Genomic DNA, 17,367 nt, shown 5'->3' on the forward strand with positions numbered 1-17,367 from the left:
GCGCAGGAACCTCGTCGCGTAACTGGTTCCGCGCCGGTACACCGCGGGGGAGGGGCCGATCAGCGCGATCGAGCGGTGGCCGAGGTCGGCCAGGTGCGCGACGCACGCCGCGCCGGCGGCGGTGAAGTCCAGGTCGACGCAGCTCAGCCCGGCCGGGTGGTCGGGTACGCCGATGAGCACCACCGGCAGGTCGAGCGCGATGAGCATCGGGACGCGCGGGTCGGCGGCCTCGACGTCCATCACCATCAGCGCGTCGGCGATGGCCGAGGACGCCACCCGCTGCAGCGCGGCGGGGCCTTCGTCCTTGGTCAGCAGCAACAGGTCCTGGTCGTGCGCGCGGGCCGCGGTGACCGCCGCGGCGACGAACTCCATCACCACGGCGACGTTGAGGTCGGTGCGCAGCGGGACGACCAGGGCGAGCACGTTCGTCCGGCTGCTCGCCAGCGCCCGGGCCCCCGCGTGCGGGTGGTACCCGAGCTTGCGGATACTCTCCTCGACCAGCCGCCGCGTCTTCGGCGAGATCGAGCGCTTGCCGCTGATCACGTACGACACCGTGCTGGGGGCCACCCCCGCGGCATTGGCGACGTCGTTGATCGTGACCACGGGCGGCCTCCTGAGGGCAAGGCGGTAGGGATGTGCGAGTCGAAGCGCATCGACGATGGCAAGAAGATAAGGGACTTCAGCCTGGAACACAAGCACTGTTATCAGTCTGCCAATAATTTGATTCGCATTCAACGGCGGCCTTGCGTCGAAATTGTCGAACGTCCCTGATAGCGGATCTTTCGCCAGCTCAAGGCCCGGTTTTGGCCAATGTCACGATTGTGTGGGAGCGCGTCCAGGGATTCTCGCCCGTGGGACATCGCCGCAATCGTCGTCACTATCCGCACCGGCGACACGAATTTTCCGCGGCTGCCGTCGAAACGATTCGACGATTCCGGGCGACCTTCGATATTCGGAAATCGAGATTTTCAGGCTCAGTGGTGTTTCCGGCCGACACCCGCGTACGGGAGGGTGTTGATCGCCGGGTCCTCGGACATGTCGCCGGCGCCCTCGGGGTTCCACATCGCGCACCCGACCAGCCCCGGCTCGACCAGTTCGAAGCCGTCGAAGAAACGCAGCACCTGGTCGTGCGTGCGGGGGAACGGCTGGTTCTGCTGGTTCTGGCGGTTCGTGTAGACCTCGATCGCCTCGTCGAGGCCGGTCGACTCGGTGTCCGCCGCGACGTGCGTCAGCGCCAGGAAACTGCCCGGGGCCAGCCGCTCGCGGTAGCGGGCGAGGATGCCGGCCGGGTCCCACGAGTCGGGCACGAAGTGCAGCAGCAGCAACATGAACACGCCCGTCGGCTGGTCGGGGTCGAGCAGCTTGCCCGCTCCCGCGAAGATCTCGTCGACGTCGCGCAGGTCCGCCTGCAGCACCGCGCAGCGGTCGTTGTCCTGCAGGAGCAGTTCGCTGTGCGCCACCGCGACCGACTCGCGGTCGACGTAGACCACGCGGCAGGTCGGGTCGGCCTGCTGGACGATCTCGTGCAGGTTCCCCACGGTCGGGATGCCCGCGCCGACGTCGAGGAACTGCCGGATCCCCGCGTCGACCATGTACCGCGCGGCGCGGCGCAGGAACGCGCGGTTGAGCCGGGCCGCGTCGCGGATGCCCGGCATGATCTCGAGGATCTTCTCCCCGAGTTCCCGGTCCGCGGCGAAGTTGTGGTCGCCGTCGAGCCAGAAGTCGTACACCCGCGCCGGGTTCGGCACCGTGGTGTCGACCTCCGGCGGTACCCAGCCCAGTTCCCCGGTCATGCGACCTCCCACCCTCGTGAACCCCTGCGGCGTGGCGGAGTGTAGCCCCGCTCATCCGTTCGTGTGGCGGGACTGCCGCGGTTCTCCCTGCCGGTCCTAGGGTGTGGCCGGTGACGAACGAGCCGCGCGCCGTCCCCGGTCGCTGGCCGGTGCTCGGGCACACGGTCTCCCTGCTCCGCGACCCGCTGAAGCTCTTCGGTTCCCTGCCCGCGTACGGCGATGTCGTCACCCTTCGCCTCGGCCCGCTGCCGGTGCACGTCGTCACCACCCCGGAGCTGGCGTGGCGGGTGCTGGCCACCGACGCCGACAAGTTCGACAAGGGCCTGGTCTTCGACAAGATGCGCCCGCTGTTCGGCGACGGCCTGGCCACGTCGAACGGCGAGCTCAACCGCCGTCAGCGGCGCATGGTCATGCCCGCCTTCGGCCGGGCCCGGATCGAGGGCTACGCCGAGAACACGATGACCGCGCTGGCCGACCAGCTGGCGAATTCGTGGCAGCCCGGCGAAGTCGTCGAATTCGACCAGCGCATGCAGGACCTGGTGCTCACCATCGCCGGCCAGACGCTGTTCTCCACCGCCCTCGGCGAAGACGTGCTCGCCGAGATCCGCCGCTCGATCCCGGTCATGCTCAAGTACGTGCTGGTCCGGGCGTTCTCGCCGAAGTTCGTGGAACGGCTGCCGATCCCGGCGAACCGCCGGTTCGACGCCGCCGCGGCCCGGCTGCGCGACGTGATCGGCGAAACCGTCGTCGCCGCGCGGAAGGACGGCGCCGACCACGGCGACCTGCTGTCGACTTTGCTGGCGGTCCGGGACGAGGACACCGGCGAAGGCATGTCCGACCGGCAGGTGCACGACGAGGTCATCACCATCCTGACCACCGGCGCCGAGACGACGGCCGTGGCCCTGGCCTGGTTCTTCCACGAGCTCGGACAGCACCCGGACGTCGAGCGGCGGTTCCACGCGGAGGTCGACGACGTCCTCGGCGGCCGTCCGGCACGGTTCGAGGACCTGCCGCAACTCGGTTACACGCACCAGATCGTCAACGAGATCGTCCGCCGCACCCCGCCGCTCATCCTCATGCGCCGGGCCCGCGAAGACGTCGAACTCGGCGGCGTCCGGATCGCCGCCGGCAGCGAGGTCGCCGTCAGCCAGCACACGCTGCACCGGGATCCGCGCTGGTTCCCCGATCCCGGCCGGTTCGACCCGGACCGGTGGGCGCCCGGGCGCACCGCGGAACTGCCGAAGGGCGCCTACATCCCGTTCGGCGCCGGACCCCGGCTGTGCCCGGGGCACGTGTTCGCGCCGACCGAGATCGGCATCGTCGCCGCGACCATCGGCGCCCGCTGGCGGCTGGTCCCGGCGCCGGGCAAGAAGGTCCACGCGCAGCTCAAGGCCACGATGCAGCCGAACCGGCTGCCGATGACGCTCGTGCCGCGGCGGACCTGACGGTGCCCGATCGGCTACCTGCTGTAGTGTTCCGGGGTCCTCAGCTCGTCACCCGTCCGGAGGGAAGAACGGCGTGAGACTACCGGTCAAGCTGACGTCGGCGTTGTTCGCCTGCGCCGTCCTGCTCGGGTCCCTGACCGCCGCGGTGCCCGCCGAAGCGGCCGCGATCTCCTGCGCCGACACGGATCTGCCGGTCACCGGCCCGGGGCTGCCGCCGCTCGTGCCGGGCGCGCCGGCGACGGTGCACGGCCGGCTGTGCCTGCCCGCCGGCGCCGTGCCGGACAGCGTCCAGCTGCTGGTGCACGGCGGCACGTACAACAGCGCGTACTGGGACCTGCCGTACCAGCCGGAGCGCTACTCCTACCAGCGGGACATGGCCTCGCACGGGTACGCGACGTTCGCCGCGGACCAGCTCGGTGCCGGCGGCAGCAGCCGCCCGCTCAGCCTGCCGCTGTCGGTGCAGGCCGAAGCCGAGGCGCTGCACGAGGTGATCGGCCACCTGCGGGCCGGGCGCGCCGGGGGGACGTCGTTCACGAAGGTCGTCATCGTCGGCCATTCGGTCGGGTCCGGGGTGGTCGCCGTGGAGGCGGGCACCTACCACGACGTCGACGGCGTGATCCTGACCGGCATCACGCACCTGCCCGCGCTGCCCGTGCTGGCATTGGGCGCGGCGCTCGGCCTGCAACCGGCGTTGCTGGACGGCCAGCTCTCGCACCTGGGCAGCGACCCGCTGTACTTCACGACGCGGCCGGGCGCGCGTGCCGGGCTGTTCTACGCCGCCGGTGACGCCGATCCGGCCGTGATCGCGGCCGACGAAGCCACGAAGGACCAGGTCTCGGTGCCCGGGATGGGCACGGTGGCCTTGTTCGGCATCGTGCTGCCGGCGACGTGGGGAATAACCGTCCCGGTTTTCCAGGTCGTCGGGGAAAAGGACGTCCTTTTCTGCGGCCTGCTCGCCCTGCGCGACTGTTCGAGCGCGGCGACGCTGCGGGCGCAGGAGGCGCCGTATTACCGGGATCCGTCGAACCTGTCGATGTTCGTCCTGCCGGGCGCGGGTCATTCCGTTGCGCTGCACGAAAACGCGGGGCTGTACCGGGACGCCACCCGGTCGTGGCTGCAGGACCGCATGGGGATAACTGCTCAGGGTTATCACTCGATTGGATGAACACCGATCAGTGCGCGTGACACCATTTCGCGCCAAGATATGTCGGTTACCCGAGCCGGAGTGCGCACTAGACCCTTGGACAGGCTGAAGTGACTGCTCCCCATCCCCGCCGCGGCGCGCCGCGGGCGAAGCCGTCCGCCGAACGAGCGGCGCGACGGCTCCGCACCCTCGCGCGCAAGTGGGGCTACCTGGTCAGCACGACCGCCTACCTGCCGCACACGCCCGACGAGATCGAAGGCGAGCTGACGATCCTCACCGGCTGGCTCTTCGAAGCGGTCGCGAGCGACCCGCCGGGTACCGAGGAGGCAGCGGCCGCCGGCGGGCGCCTGGTCGAGCTGCGCTGCGTCGGGCCGGAAAGCCTGCGCCGCACCATGGAGGTCCTGGGCAAGGGCCTGCTGCGCGAGCCGGAGCTGCGCGGGGTCGACCAGCTCGCCGAACGCGTTGTGCTGGTGCTCGGCGCCCTGAGCTCCGGCTACAGCGAATCGCTGCGGGAAGACATCCAGAAACGGCAGGAAGGTCTGAGCCGCGCGTTGCTCAAGGTGGAGCAGGAAACCCGGCGCAAGCAGGTCATCACGCGTGCGCAGTTCGAAGAGGTCTTCGCCGGCTCGGCCAGCGGGGTCGCGGTCACCGAGCTGGACGGCCGGGTGCTGCGCGCCAACGCGGCGCTCGCCAAGACGCTCAACCGCACCCCGGCCGAGATCGCGACGCGGACCCTGTTCGACTTCGTCCACCCGGAGGACGTCGACGTGCTGCGGGAGGGCTACGCGGACCTGCTGTCCGGCCGGCTGCACAAGCTGCGCGCGGGCCGCCGGCTGGTCGGCCGGGACGGCGAGCCGATGTGGGCCACGTTCGTGGCCTCGGTCGTCCGCGACTCCACCGGCGAGGCCCAGCAGCTGATCACCCTGGTCGACGACGACACCGAGGTGTCCCTGCTGCAGCGGCGGCTGAGCCACCAGGCCCTGCACGACGTCCTGACCGGGCTGCCCAACCGGCAGTTCTTCAGCACCCGCCTGGAAAACGCGCTGCGGGAAGCCGACCAGGACCGCGGCATCACGCTGTTCCACCTCGACCTCGACGGTTTCTCGCTGATCACCGGCGGGCTCGGCCAGGACCCCGGCGACAAGCTCCTGCGCGGCGTCGCGCGGAAGCTGGAAATGGTGTTCGAGGACGAGAAGGTGCTCATCGCGCGGATCGGCGCCGACGAGTTCGGCGTGGTCGTGCAGAACGGCGAGGACACCCCGGACGTCGGGACGCTGGTCCGCCGGATCAACCACGAGCTCGCCGAACCGGAGTACGTCGACGGCCGGCACGGCGTCGCCGTCTCGGCCAGCGTCGGCGTCGTGCACCGGCCGCCGCGCGAGATCGCGCCGTCCGAGCTGCTCCGCGCGTCGGACCTGACCCTGCGCCGCGCCCGGCGGGCCGGCAACCAGTGGGGCCTGTACGACCGGGAGCACGATCGCCGCGATCGCCACGAGTTCGGCCTCGCCGCGTCGATGGCGGGCGCGTGGGAGAACGGCGAGGTCGAGATCGGCTACCGGGTGCTGGCCGACCTGGCCGACGGCGAGCCGGCCGCGATCGAGGCGCGGCTGCGCTGGACCCACCCGGTCGAAGGGGTGCTACCGCACGAGACGTGCGTCCGGCTGGCCGGCGAGACCGGGCTGGCGCTGCCGCTGGGCACCTGGCTCCTGCGCACGGCGGCCGAGCGCCTGACCGCGGCGGGCGTCGAGGTGCCGCTGGTGGTCGAGCTCGGCCCGCACCAGGCCGCGGACCCCGACCTGGTCGGCGAGATCCGCCGCGTGCTGGACGACACGGGCATGCCCCCGGAGCGCCTCCGTCCCGCCTTCCCGGCGGAGAGCCTGCTCGCCGAACCGGGCGACGCGGTCGACAGCCTGAAGGTGCTGGCGGAGATCGGCATCCCGGCGGAGATCCACGACTTCGGCGCGGCGGGCGACGTCACGTTCCTCGCGGACCTGCCGATCCGCACGGTCCGGATCGCCGGGACGCTGGTGTCACGCCGGAGCCACCCGCTCGTCGTGCGCTCGCTGGCCGCGCTGACCGAAGTGGCCCACCTGGCGGGCGCGAAGGTGTCGGTGGCGGGCGTGGAGTCCCGCGAAGAGGCCCAGTGGTGGCGGGAGCACGGCGCGGACTACGGATCCGGTCCGGTGTTCGCGCAGCTGCCGGGCGACCTGCCCGCCTGCTGATCCCGCCGAGGCGGGTCGTGGTTCGTGAGGCTGCCGGTGTGGCTGAGGCGAGGCCAAGTCTTCGAGGCCACCATGAGGACGGCCGGTTGCGTCACGGCAGAGGACATCACTGCTCGTCGTTGGAGGATCCGGGACGCTCAGCGTCCCGGATCCGCCATCCACGCCTCGCGGTCATGCCCTGGCAGAAAGGGTTCCCGAGCGGGCGGGAGCAGTGAGCCCTCAGATCCGGACCAGCACCTCCTCCAGGGACTTGCGCCGCAGGTCCGGGACCACGCAGTCGTCGGCCGGGTAGCCGACCGGGATCACCGCGAACGCCCGTTCGTTGCGGGGACGGCCCAGCAGCTCGCCCAGGAAGCGCATCGGCGACGGCGTGTGCGTGAGCGCCGCGAGGCCGGCCACCTGCAACGCCGTCAGCAGCATGCCGACCGCGATGCCCACCGACTCGTCGACGTAGTAGTGCTTGTGGACGCCGCCGTCGTCGTCGAGGGTGAAGCGTTGCTGGAACACGACGATCAGGTACGGCGCGTCCGTCAGGTGCGGCTTCACGGCGTCGGTGCCCAGCGGTCGCAGGGCTTCGAGCCACTCGTCGCCGAGCCGGCCGTCGTAGGAGATCTGTTCCTCGGCTTCGGCGGCTTCCCGGATCCGGCGGCGCACCGCGGGATCGGAGACGAGGACGAACGTCCAGGGCTGCTGGTGCGCGCCACTGGGGGCGGTGGACGCCACGGCGATCGCGTCGAGCACCGCGCGTTCGGGGACGGGGTCGGGGGAGAACATCCGGACCGAGCGGCGCTGCTCCATCCGCTGCCGGAGTTCGGCGACGTTCGACGTGGCTTCGGCGGCGGGCAGGCGGGCGGGCCGGTAGGGGACCGGGTGGTAGGTCATGCCCTGGATTGTGGCGGGGGACACGCTCGGTGCAGCAGGGCCGAACGTACGATTTGCGACTCACACGCGTTCGGAGGGCGGACAGTTAGGCGTGCCTTGCCTCGAAAATTACGCCATGTGGCGCACTGCAACTAGACCGTTCGGTCCTGTCGCGTGAAGTGACCCCGTCATTACTCTCCAGTAGAACGAAGTGGTGCCGATCACAGCCGCTCACAGTCGCCGGAGGAGGCCCCATGGCGTCGCGCGTCAGAGGAACAGCCTCCGAAGACCGGCGCGACCCGCGGCTCAGGCACATCACCGGCTGCCTCACCTGCACCCTCAAATGCGTGTACTGCGGGCTGCCGGTGCGGCTGACCGGACCGGGTGACCACCCCGGGTACGGCGTGGTCGAGCAGATCGCCGGGGACGGGCCCGCCCCGGACCTGGTGCTGCTGCACCGGTTCTGCCGCAGCGCGCTCGGCCGCTGCCGGACGCGGGGGTGCGTGCTGCGGCGCGCCCACCTCGGCCGCGCGACCGAGCAGTACGAAACCGGCCGCCGCCGTCCCGGGCGCTACCAGCGCCTCGGCGTCCGCCGGTCGCCCGACCTCGATCTGTACCGGAAACACTGGCGGGTCGCGAAGATGCGGTACGCGTGCAAGGCGTGCCGCTACTACACCGGCTCGCACTGAGCCTTCCCCTCAAGCACGTCACGGAGGACTCGTGCTCGTTCGCCTCATCCTCGGCCTGCTCATGACCGTCGTCGGCCTCGCCGTCGCCGGGCGCCGGGTCGTGTTCCTGTACCACCTGATCAAGGCGGGCCAGCCCGACACCAAACGCTCCGACGACCTGGGCGCCCGCGTGTTCGCGCAGGTGCGCGAGGTGTTCGGCCAGCGCAAGCTGCTGAAGTGGTCCGTGCCCGGCCTGGCGCACCTCTTCACGTTCTGGGGCTTCGTCATCCTCGCCTCGGTCTACCTCGAGGCGTACGGCGCGCTGTTCGACGAGCGGTTCGCCATCCCGTGGATCGGCCACTGGGCGGTGCTCGGCTTCCTGCAGGACTTCATCGCCGTCATGGTGGCCGTCTCGCTGGGCGTGTTCGCGGTGATCCGGATCCGGCAGGCGCCCGAACGCAAGGACCGGGCGTCGCGCTTCTACGGTTCGCACACCGGCGGCGCGTGGCTGATCCTGATCATGATCTTCAACGTCGTCTGGACGATGTTCTTCTTCCGCGGCGCGTCTTCGGCGTCGGGCAACTTCCCGTACGACTCGGGCGCCTACGTCTCCCTCGGCGTCGGGAACCTCCTCGAGCCGCTCGGGCACTCGACGACCGAGGTGCTCGAGACGGTCGGCCTGCTGCTGCACATCGGCGTCATGCTGGTGTTCCTGTCCATCGTGCTCTACTCCAAGCACCTGCACATCTTCGTGGCGCCGATCAACGTCTCGGCGAAGCGGCTGCCGGACGCGCTCGGCCCGCTGCTGCCGATGGAGTCCGCCGGCAAGCCGATCGACTTCGAGGACCCGGGCGAGGACGACACGTTCGGCCGCGGCAAGATCGGCGACTTCACGTGGAAGGGCCTGCTCGACTTCTCGACGTGCACCGAGTGCGGCCGCTGCCAGTCGCAGTGTCCCGCGTGGAACACCGGGAAGCCGTTGTCCCCCAAGCTGCTCATCATGAGCCTGCGCGACAACATGTTCGAGGAGGCGCCCTACATCCTCAGCGGTGAGGAGCACGAGGGCGCGCGCCCGCTCGTCGGCACGGAGGCCGACAACGGCGTCATCGACCCGGACGTCCTCTGGTCGTGCACCACGTGCGGCGCGTGCGTCGAACAGTGCCCGGTGGACATCGAGCACGTCGACCACATCGTCGACATGCGCCGCTACCAGGTGATGATCGAGTCGGCGTTCCCGACCGAGCTGGGCGGGCTGTTCAAGAACCTGGAGACCAAGGGCAACCCGTGGGGCCAGAACAACGCGGAACGCCTCGCCTGGACGAAGGACATCGGGTTCGACGTCCCGGTGTTCGACGGCGAGCTGGCCGAGGACGTCGAGTACGTCTACTGGGTCGGCTGCGCGGGCGCGTTCGACGACAACGCCCGCAAGACCGTGCGCGCCACGGCGGAGCTGCTGCACATCGCCGGCGTGAAGTACGTCGTGCTCGGCAAGGAGGAGTCCTGCACCGGCGACCCGGCGCGGCGCGCGGGCAACGAGTTCCTCTTCCAGATGATGGCGCAGCAGACCGCGGAGACGCTCAACGCGGTGTTCGAGGGCCGTGAGGAGCGGCTGCGCAAGATCGTCACGACCTGCCCGCACTGCCTCAACACGCTCAACCGCGAGTACCCGGACCTGGACGGGCACTACGAGGTCGTCCACCACACGCAGCTGCTCAACCGGCTGGTGCGCGGCGGGCAGCTGACGCCGGTCAAGGCGGTCGACGACGGCCCGAAGGTGACCTACCACGACCCGTGTTACCTCGGGCGGCACAACAAGGTCTACACGCCGCCGCGTGAGCTGGTCGGCGCCACGGGCGCGACCCTGGAGGAGATGCCGCGCCACGCGGACCGGGCCCTCTGCTGCGGCGCCGGCGGCGCGCGGATGTGGATGGAGGAGCAGATCGGCAAGCGCATCAACCTGGAGCGCGTCGACGAGGCCATCGCGACCGACGCCGAGACGATCGTGACGGGCTGCCCCTTCTGCCGCTCCATGCTCACCGACGGCCTGGTCCAGCGCCAGAGCGAGCAGAAGGCGGAGAACGTCGACGTCCGCGACGTCGCCCAGCTGCTGCTGGAGCGGGTGAAGTCCCCGAAGCCCGCGCCCAAACCCTGACACCGGCGTATCTTCCGGCCGCTTCCCGGCTCTGACCGGAGTCGGGAAGCGGTGGGAGGGGCGATGGGCCAGCGGGAGACGGCGACGATCGAGACGCTCGACGGCGCCGTGGCGAGGTTAGCGGTGCGCCGCGGCACGTGGCTGGTCGGCCGCGGGCCGGAGGCGCACCTGAGGCTGTATTCGGACCGGGTGAGCCCGCGGCACGCCTGGATCCGGTGCGACGCGCGCGGCACCTGGGTGTCCGACGCGGGTTCGCGCACCGGCACCCTGGTCAACGGCGAGGCGCTGGCACCGCGGCAGGCCCGGCTGCTGCGCGACGGTGACCGGGTGACGTTCGGGCCGATCACCACGGGCTACACGGACACCCGGCCGGCGCGCGAGGACGAGCCGCCGGTGTTTGCGAAGGTCGTCCGGGTGACGGGGACCGGCCGGGTGGCGCTGGTGCTCGGGCCGGTCCTGGTGGTCACCGGCTTCGGGCTGGGCGCGTCCAGGCTCCTCCGGTACTTCGAAGCCGGACCGGAGGTGGGCCTGGGCGTCACCCTGCTGACCGTCGGCATCGTGGTGACGATGCTCGGGCTCGTGCCGGCTAACCGTCCACAGTGGAAGTGACCATAGTGGACTTCGGGGTGTTGGCCGGGCTCTTGCCCCCGAGTTCCGCGGTCGGCACCCGGTAGGTCTCGCGGGCCGTCGCCGCGGCGATCGCGGCCACCACGCAGACCGCCGCGGTGAAGAGGGAGACGCCCAGCCAGTCGGACTTGCCGGTGCCGATCGCCGCCACCACGCTCGGGGCGAAACCCGCGACGGCGAAGCCGATCTGGGTGCCGATCGCCATGCCGGACAGGCGGACGCGCGCCGAGAACATCTCGCCGTACAGCGACGGCCAGACGCCGTTGACGCCGGAGTACGCGACGCCGAAGAGCACGATGCCGAGCACGAACAGCAGCGCGTACGAGCCGATCGAGATCGACCACAGGTACGGGAAGATCAGCACGCCGCAGGCGAGGCAGCCGGTGATGAACACCGGCTTGCGGCCGACCCGGTCGGCGAGCCCGGCCAGCAGCGGGATCGCCGCCAGGGCCACGACGTTCGCGAGCACGCCCACCCACAGCATCGGGGTCCGGGCCAGTCCGATCGTGTTGACCGCGTAGCTGAGTGCGAAGACGGTGAAGATGGTGCTGACCGAGGCGATCGTCGCGGCGAAGACCACGCGCAGGACGTCGGCCCAGTGGTTCCGGAAGAGCACCGCGACCGGCAGTTTCGCGACCTCCGTGCCGGCGAAGACCGGGGTCTCGTCGAGCTTGCGGCGGATGACGAAGCCGACGACCACGACGGCCGCGCTGCACCAGAACGGGATCCGCCAGCCCCACGTCAGCAGGTCGGCCTGGGGGAGCGCGGCGACCGGCAGGAAGACCGCGGTGGCCAGGATCTGCCCGGCCTGCGTGCCGCTCAGGGTGAAGCTGGTGAAGTACGCGCGACGGCGTTCGGGCGCGTGTTCCAGCGACATCGAGTTCGCGCCCGCCTGCTCGCCGGCGGCGGAAAGTCCTTGCAGCAGGCGGAGAACGACCAGCAGGATCGGCGCGAGCACGCCGACGGTCGCGTAGGTGGGCAGGCAGCCGACGGCGAACGTCGAGAAGCCCATCAGGAGCAGGGTGAAGACGAGGACCCGCTTGCGGCCGAAGCGGTCGCCGACGTGGCCGAGGACGAACGCGCCGACCGGCCGGGCGGCGTACCCGACGCCGAAGGTGGCCAGGGCGAGCAGCGTGCCGGTCGCGGGGGAGGAGGCGGGGAAGAAGACCTTGTTGAACACCAGCGCGGCGGCGGTGCCGTAGATGAAGAAGTCGTAGTACTCGAGCGCACTGCCGATCCAGGCGGCCAGCGCCGCCTTGCGGGGCATCGATGCGGTCACGGGGGTGCTCCTGACGTCCGTGCTTCGTTGCTCAGAGTCGGCGGGGAAGCGGGTTGCTAATGTACGATCTGGTTAGTTAATACAGAGTGCGAGAAGGTGCCCTCAGAGTCAAGAGATCCTTTTGGGCGGGGGCTAGCGAGCGGTCAGGTAGCCGATCACCAAGTCGCTCAGCATGGCGCGGTAGTGCTCGCGTCGCGCCGGGTCCAGCATGTCGCGGCTGAAGATCGCTTGGAACGTGTGGCGGTTCGCCAGTCGGAACACGCAGAACGAGCTGATCAGCATGTGGATGTCCAGCGGGTCCGCGTCTTCGCGGAAGCGGCCGGCTTCGCGGCCGCGCTGGAGGATGCGGGTCAGCCCGCCCAAAGCCGGGTCGGCCAGGCCGGCCAGGATCGCCGACTGCTTGAGGTGCTCCGCGTGGTGGATGTTCTCGATGCTGACCAGGCGGATGAAGTCCGGGTTGGCCTCGTGGTGGTCGAACGTCAGCGCGGCCAGCTCCCGCAGCGCTTCCTCCGGCTCGAGGTGCTCGACGTCGAGCTGCGCCTCGAGGGTGCGGATCGCGGAGTACGACCGCTCCAGCACCGCGAGGTAGAGCTGTTCCTTGCCGCCGAAGTAGTAGTAGATCATCCGCTTGGTCGTGCTGGTGCGGGCGGCGATCTCGTCGACGCGGGCGCCGGTGTAGCCCTTGTCCGCGAACTCCCGCGTGGCCACCTCGAGGATGTCGGCGCGCGTGCGTTCCTTGTCGCGCTGCCGTTCGGCCTCGGACGATGGTGCGGCCACCGGGCTCCCTCCGCTGCTGGTCGACACCTCACTCTAGTCGAGGACTTCCGGACGGGCGGACGTCGCGCTAGTGTGAACTCACTAGTTCGTACATTAATCCGGAGGGGCGCCGCGTGACCAGCTACCTGATCGGGCTCGTCGGCACGGGCATCGGGCCGTCCGCCAGCCCGGCCCTGCACGAGCGCGAGGCCGACGAGCTCGGCCTGCGCTACGTCTACCGCCTCCTGGACCTCGACGTCCTGCGCCGCCCGGTCGCCGACGTCCTGGACGCCGCCCGGCTCGCCGGGTTCGACGGCCTCAACGTCACCCACCCGGCCAAGCAGGCCGTGCTCCCGCACCTCGACGAGCTCTCGCCCGAGGCCGAGGCGCTCGGCGCGGTGAACACCGTGGTCTTCGACCGCGGCCGGGCGATCGGGCACAACACCGACGCGACCGGCTTCGCCCGCAGCCTGCGCCGCGGCCTGCCGGACGTCCGGCGCGAGGCCGTCGTCCTGCTCGGCGCCGGGGGAGCGGGTGCGGCGGTCGCGCACGCGCTGCTCTCCTCGGGCATCGGGCGCCTGACCGTCCACGACGTGGACGGCGAGCGGGCGGCCAAGCTCGCCGGCGCGCTGCGGGAGCGGTTCGGCGCGGGCCGGGCCGTCGCCGGTGGCCTCGACGCCGTCCGCCACGCCGACGGCCTGGTCCACGCGACCCCGACCGGCATGGCCGCGCACCCCGGCACGCCGGTCCCGGCCGAGCTGCTGCGCCCGGAGCTGTGGGTCGCCGACATCGTCTACCGCCCGCTGGAGACCGCCCTGCTCAAGGCCGCCCGCGCCCGCGGCTGCCGCGTGCTGCACGGCGGCGGCATGGTCGTGCTCCAGGCCGCCGAGTCGTTCCGGCTGTTCACCGGCGTCGAACCGGACCCCGCGCGCATGCTCCGCCACTTCGACACCCTGGACGGAGGGGCCGCCCGTGCTGCCTGAACCGCGTACCGCGATCGCCACCGTCTGCCTCTCGGGGACGCTGGAGGACAAGCTCGCCGCGGCCGCCGCGGCCGGGTTCGACGGTGTCGAGCTGTTCGAGAACGACCTGATCGTCTCGCCGAGCGGTCCGGCCGAAATCCGGAAGCGCTGCGACGACCTCGGCCTCACGATCGACCTCTACCAGCCGTTCCGCGACTTCGAGGCCGTGCCGCCGCCCCTGCATCGGGCCAACCTGCGCCGCGCGGCGCACAAGTTCGACGTCATGGCCGAGCTGGGCGCGGACACCGTGCTGGTCTGCTCGTCCGTGTCACCGGACGCGATCGACGACGACGAGCTGGCCGCCGAGCAGTTGCACGCGCTCGCCGAGAGCGCCGCGGAACGCGGCATGCGGATCGCCTACGAGGCGCTGGCCTGGGGCCGGCACGTCAGCGGGTACGAGCACGCGTGGCGGATCGTCCGCCGGGCCGCGCACCCCGCGCTCGGCGTCTGCCTCGACAGCTTCCACATCCTCTCGAAGGGCCACGAGCCGGCGCCGATCCGCGCGATCCCGGGGGAGAAAGTCTTCTTCCTCCAGCTGGCCGACGCGCCGCGGCTCCCGATGGACGTCCTGCCGTGGAGCCGCCACCACCGGCTCTTCCCCGGCCAGGGCGAGTTCGACCTGACGGCGTTCACCGGGCACGTACTCGCCACCGGCTACGAAGGCCCGCTGTCGCTCGAGGTCTTCAACGACGTCTACCGCCAGTCCGACCCGCGCCCGGCCGCGGTGGACGCGATGCGCTCGCTGCTCGCGCTGAAGGAGTCCCTCGGCGTGCTGGACCTGCCGGAGGCGCCACGCCTGTCCGGCCACGCCTTCGCCGAGGTCGTCAGCGGCCCAGGCGCCGGGACCGGCGCGGTGCTGGCTTCACTCGGCTTCGCGCGCACGGGGGTGCACCGCAGCAAGCCGGTCGAGCTGTGGGAGCAGGGCGAGGCCCGGGTGCTGGTCAACGAGGGCGGGGACACCGGCGGCGCGATCGGCGCGGTCGCGCTGGCGAGCGCCGACCCCGCGCGGTCGGCCCGCCGCGCCGAGGTCCTGCTCGCGCCGGTCCTGCCGCGGGCCCACGGGCCGCGGGAGGCCGACCTCGCCGCCGTCGCCGCGCCGGACGGCACCGAGCTGTTCCTCTGCGGCAACGACGACTGGCGCGGCGACTTCGAGCCGACCGGCGAAACGGCCGTGGGTGCCGGGGCCTTCGGAATCGATCACGTGGCCCTCACCCAGCCGTTCGACCACTTCGACGAAGCGGCGCTGTTCTACCGCTCGGTGCTCGGGCTGACGCCGTCCCCGGTCGTGGAGTTCGCCGCGCCGTTCGGGCTGGTGCGCAGCCGGGTGGTGACGGCCGGGGACGTCCGGCTGACCCTGGACAGCGCGCTGGTCCGGCGCGGGGAGTGGGCACCCGCGGTGCCCGAGCCGCAGCACGTCGCCTTTGCGTGCGCGGACGCCGTCGCCGCGGCGGAGACGATGCGCGAACTCGGCGCGCCGCTGCTGGAGATCCCGGGCAACTACTACGACGACCTCGCCGCCCGGCTCGACCTGCCGGCCGCCCGGATCGCGCGGTTGCGCGCGAACTCCGTGCTCCACGACCGTGACGAACACGGCGAGTTCCTGCATTTCTACACCGCCCTCGCGGGCGCGCGCGTGTTCTTCGAGGTGGTCCAGCGCATCGGTGGCTACCGCGGTTTCGGCGTCGTCAACGCGCCGGTGCGGATGGCCGCGCACCGCGCCCGCCGGCACCCGGCCCCACCAGGCGCAACGCTCGCCTGACCGCCGCCCCGGGACCTGTTCCGGGGCGGCTTTCTTTCTCCGTGCCGCGCTATTCCGGCGTGCCGGAATAGCCGCCCGGGCCGGTGAAAAACGTCCGGGTCACCCTCCTATTCGGACGACTTCCGCCACCTTTCGCGCCGGGGCCGGTAACGGTGCGACTACTCCGTGTCAGAGTGCCTGGAGCAATTACAACGTCTTGGCAACCGCCTTGACAGGGCCTGTGGTACGTACCACTCTAACCCCAACATTGGTCTACACCATTTGGGGCGCCTGGCCACGGTGGCCGGGCATCGAAAGGACGGCAACGAGTGAAACGCTGGCTCAAGCTGGCGGCGGGCGCCGCCGCAGTCACCCTCGCGACCGCCGGATGCGCGGGTTCCAGCGGCACGGACACCGCCGCTTCGTCGAGCGGTGCTCCCGCGCAGATCACCGGCGACGTCACGGTCTGGCTGATGACGGGTTCCGCGCCGACCACGCTCACCGACGCGCTCAACAAGGAGTTCGAGGCCGCCCACCCGGGCGTCAAGGTCAAGTACGAAATCCAGCAGTGGGACGGCATCCAGCAGAAGCTGACCACCGCGCTGGCGAGTGGCGCGCCGCCGGACGTGATCGAGATCGGCAACACGCAGACCGCGGCGTTCGCCTCGAACGACGGTGTCCTGACCGACCTGACGGCCGACAAGGACAGCTTCAACGGCGCGCAGTGGCTGAAGGGCCTCGCCGACTCGGGCACCTACGACGGCAAGGTCTACGGCGTCCCGTTCTACGCGGCCAACCGTGAGGTCATCTACCGCAAGGACATGTTCGAGCAGGCCGGCATCACCAAGACGCCGACCTCGAACGACGAGTGGGTCGACGCGATCGGCAAGCTGAAGACCAAGTTCGGCTCCGACCCCGACTTCCAGGCGCTCTACATGCCGGGTCAGAACTGGTACGCGCTGCTCTCGTTCATCTGGGACAACGGCGGCGACATCGCCCAGCCCGACGGCAAGAACTTCAAGGCGACGCTGGACAGCGCCGGTGCGAAGGCGGGCCTGGACTTCTACAAGAAGCTCGTCGACACCTCCGGCACCAAGGCACCGAAGGACGCCGACGAGGCCAAGCCGCAGCAGGCGACCATCTACGGCGCCGGCAAGGTGGCCATGATGATCGGCCTTCCGTGGGAGGTCGCGACCGCCGCGAAGACCGACCCGAGCCTGACCGCCAAGACCGGCGCGTTCGCGATCCCGAGCAAGACCGCCGGCCAGAGCGCCCCGGTCTTCCTGGGCGGCTCGAACCTGGCCATCCCGGCCAACAGCAAGAACGTGGCCGCGGCCAAGGAGTACATCAAGCTGCTCTCCAGCCCGAAGTACCAGAGCCAGCTCGCCGCCGCCGGCGTCGTGCCCGGTACCTCGACCGACCTCACCGGCCTGGACAAGGACCCGATGGGCAGCGTGATGGCGAAGGCCTCCACCAACGGCAAGGCCGTGCCGGCCAGCCCGAAGTGGGGTGACGTGGAGTCCGGCCAGAACCCGGTCAAGGACATGCTGACCGCGTACCTGACCGGCAAGAAGACGCTCGACCAGGCGACCGCCGACGCCAACGCAGCGCTGAACAAGCTCATCGGCGGATGACAGCGACCGCCAATGTGACGATGCCG

Annotated in this window: 14 protein-coding genes; 9 read left to right on the forward strand and 5 right to left on the reverse strand. The window is 70.8% G+C overall.

Features of this window, described 5'->3' with window-relative positions:
• Positions 1-603 (reverse strand): LacI family DNA-binding transcriptional regulator (locus ACGFMK_RS46230; RefSeq protein WP_392777534.1); only part of this gene is annotated, 603 nt, incomplete at its 3' end.
• Positions 604-974: 371 nt separating this feature from the next.
• Positions 975-1,793, reverse strand: a complete 819-nt coding sequence (locus ACGFMK_RS46235; protein WP_392777537.1) for an SAM-dependent methyltransferase — start codon at positions 1,791-1,793, stop codon at positions 975-977.
• Positions 1,794-1,903: 110 nt separating this feature from the next.
• Between ACGFMK_RS46235 and ACGFMK_RS46240 the strand changes: the two genes are divergently transcribed.
• The 3 genes from ACGFMK_RS46240 to ACGFMK_RS46250 all read left to right on the forward strand — a co-directional run bounded on the left by ACGFMK_RS46240 (position 1,904) and on the right by ACGFMK_RS46250 (position 6,604).
• Positions 1,904-3,238: a cytochrome P450 gene (locus ACGFMK_RS46240; RefSeq protein WP_392777540.1), complete on the forward strand. Its 1,335-nt coding sequence runs from the start codon at positions 1,904-1,906 to the stop codon at positions 3,236-3,238.
• A gap of 73 nt (positions 3,239-3,311) precedes the next feature.
• Positions 3,312-4,403, forward strand: a complete 1,092-nt coding sequence (locus tag ACGFMK_RS46245) for an alpha/beta hydrolase (protein WP_392777543.1) — start codon at positions 3,312-3,314, stop codon at positions 4,401-4,403.
• Positions 4,404-4,492: 89 nt separating this feature from the next.
• A complete protein-coding gene (locus ACGFMK_RS46250; protein ID WP_392777545.1) occupies positions 4,493-6,604 on the forward strand; it encodes an EAL domain-containing protein in 2,112 nt (703 codons plus the stop codon).
• Between the two features lie 219 nt (positions 6,605-6,823).
• Here ACGFMK_RS46250 and ACGFMK_RS46255 read toward each other — a convergent pair whose 3' ends face one another.
• Positions 6,824-7,486 carry a nitroreductase family protein gene (locus ACGFMK_RS46255; RefSeq protein WP_392777548.1) on the reverse strand — a complete coding sequence of 221 codons (663 nt, stop codon included), beginning with the start codon at positions 7,484-7,486 and terminating at the stop codon, positions 6,824-6,826.
• Between the two features lie 233 nt (positions 7,487-7,719).
• On the opposite strand from ACGFMK_RS46255, the gene ACGFMK_RS46260 reads away from it, so the two are divergent.
• The 3 genes from ACGFMK_RS46260 to ACGFMK_RS46270 all read left to right on the forward strand — a co-directional run bounded on the left by ACGFMK_RS46260 (position 7,720) and on the right by ACGFMK_RS46270 (position 10,894).
• Positions 7,720-8,154 carry a hypothetical protein gene (locus tag ACGFMK_RS46260; RefSeq protein WP_392777551.1) on the forward strand — a complete coding sequence of 145 codons (435 nt, stop codon included), beginning with the start codon at positions 7,720-7,722 and terminating at the stop codon, positions 8,152-8,154.
• A 31-nt stretch (positions 8,155-8,185) separates the two neighbouring features.
• Positions 8,186-10,285 (forward strand): (Fe-S)-binding protein, encoded by a 2,100-nt coding sequence (locus tag ACGFMK_RS46265; protein ID WP_392777553.1) that lies wholly within the window; start codon positions 8,186-8,188, stop codon positions 10,283-10,285.
• 63 nt (positions 10,286-10,348) lie between these two features.
• Positions 10,349-10,894 carry an FHA domain-containing protein gene (locus tag ACGFMK_RS46270; RefSeq protein ID WP_392777556.1) on the forward strand — a complete coding sequence of 182 codons (546 nt, stop codon included), beginning with the start codon at positions 10,349-10,351 and terminating at the stop codon, positions 10,892-10,894.
• Here ACGFMK_RS46270 and ACGFMK_RS46275 read toward each other — a convergent pair.
• Both ACGFMK_RS46275 and ACGFMK_RS46280 read right to left on the reverse strand, forming a co-directional pair.
• Entirely contained in the window at positions 10,872-12,191 is a 1,320-nt protein-coding gene (locus ACGFMK_RS46275; protein WP_392777558.1) for an MFS transporter, read from the reverse strand. The genes ACGFMK_RS46270 and ACGFMK_RS46275 overlap by 23 nt on opposite strands.
• Before the next feature lie 132 nt (positions 12,192-12,323).
• Positions 12,324-12,968: a TetR/AcrR family transcriptional regulator gene (locus ACGFMK_RS46280; protein WP_392777561.1), complete on the reverse strand. Its 645-nt coding sequence runs from the start codon at positions 12,966-12,968 to the stop codon at positions 12,324-12,326.
• A 113-nt stretch (positions 12,969-13,081) separates the two neighbouring features.
• On the opposite strand from ACGFMK_RS46280, the gene ACGFMK_RS46285 reads away from it, so the two are divergent.
• The 3 genes from ACGFMK_RS46285 to ACGFMK_RS46295 all read left to right on the forward strand — a co-directional run bounded on the left by ACGFMK_RS46285 (position 13,082) and on the right by ACGFMK_RS46295 (position 17,341).
• Positions 13,082-13,930 carry a shikimate dehydrogenase gene (locus ACGFMK_RS46285; protein ID WP_392777564.1) on the forward strand — a complete coding sequence of 283 codons (849 nt, stop codon included), beginning with the start codon at positions 13,082-13,084 and terminating at the stop codon, positions 13,928-13,930.
• Positions 13,920-15,728 carry a TIM barrel protein gene (locus tag ACGFMK_RS46290; protein ID WP_392777567.1) on the forward strand — a complete coding sequence of 603 codons (1,809 nt, stop codon included), beginning with the start codon at positions 13,920-13,922 and terminating at the stop codon, positions 15,726-15,728. The genes ACGFMK_RS46285 and ACGFMK_RS46290 overlap by 11 nt, the downstream gene beginning before the upstream one ends.
• 308 nt (positions 15,729-16,036) lie before the next feature.
• Positions 16,037-17,341, forward strand: a complete 1,305-nt coding sequence (locus ACGFMK_RS46295) for a sugar ABC transporter substrate-binding protein (protein WP_392777570.1) — start codon at positions 16,037-16,039, stop codon at positions 17,339-17,341.
• The last annotated feature ends 26 nt before the right edge of the window (positions 17,342-17,367 follow it).

Source organism: Amycolatopsis sp. NPDC049252, assembly GCF_043197175.1.
GTDB lineage: Bacteria > Actinomycetota > Actinomycetes > Mycobacteriales > Pseudonocardiaceae > Amycolatopsis.

What these genes read in the sequence shown, in the direction of transcription:
- ACGFMK_RS46235 (WP_392777537.1), bottom strand. Translation starts at nt 1,793, where the DNA reads ATGACCGGGGAACTGGGCTGGGTACCGCCGGAGGTCGACACCACGGTG.
- ACGFMK_RS46255 (WP_392777548.1), bottom strand. Translation starts at nt 7,486, where the DNA reads ATGACCTACCACCCGGTCCCCTACCGGCCCGCCCGCCTGCCCGCCGCC.
- ACGFMK_RS46260 (WP_392777551.1), top strand. Translation starts at nt 7,720, where the DNA reads ATGGCGTCGCGCGTCAGAGGAACAGCCTCCGAAGACCGGCGCGACCCG.
- ACGFMK_RS46270 (WP_392777556.1), top strand. Translation starts at nt 10,349, where the DNA reads ATGGGCCAGCGGGAGACGGCGACGATCGAGACGCTCGACGGCGCCGTG.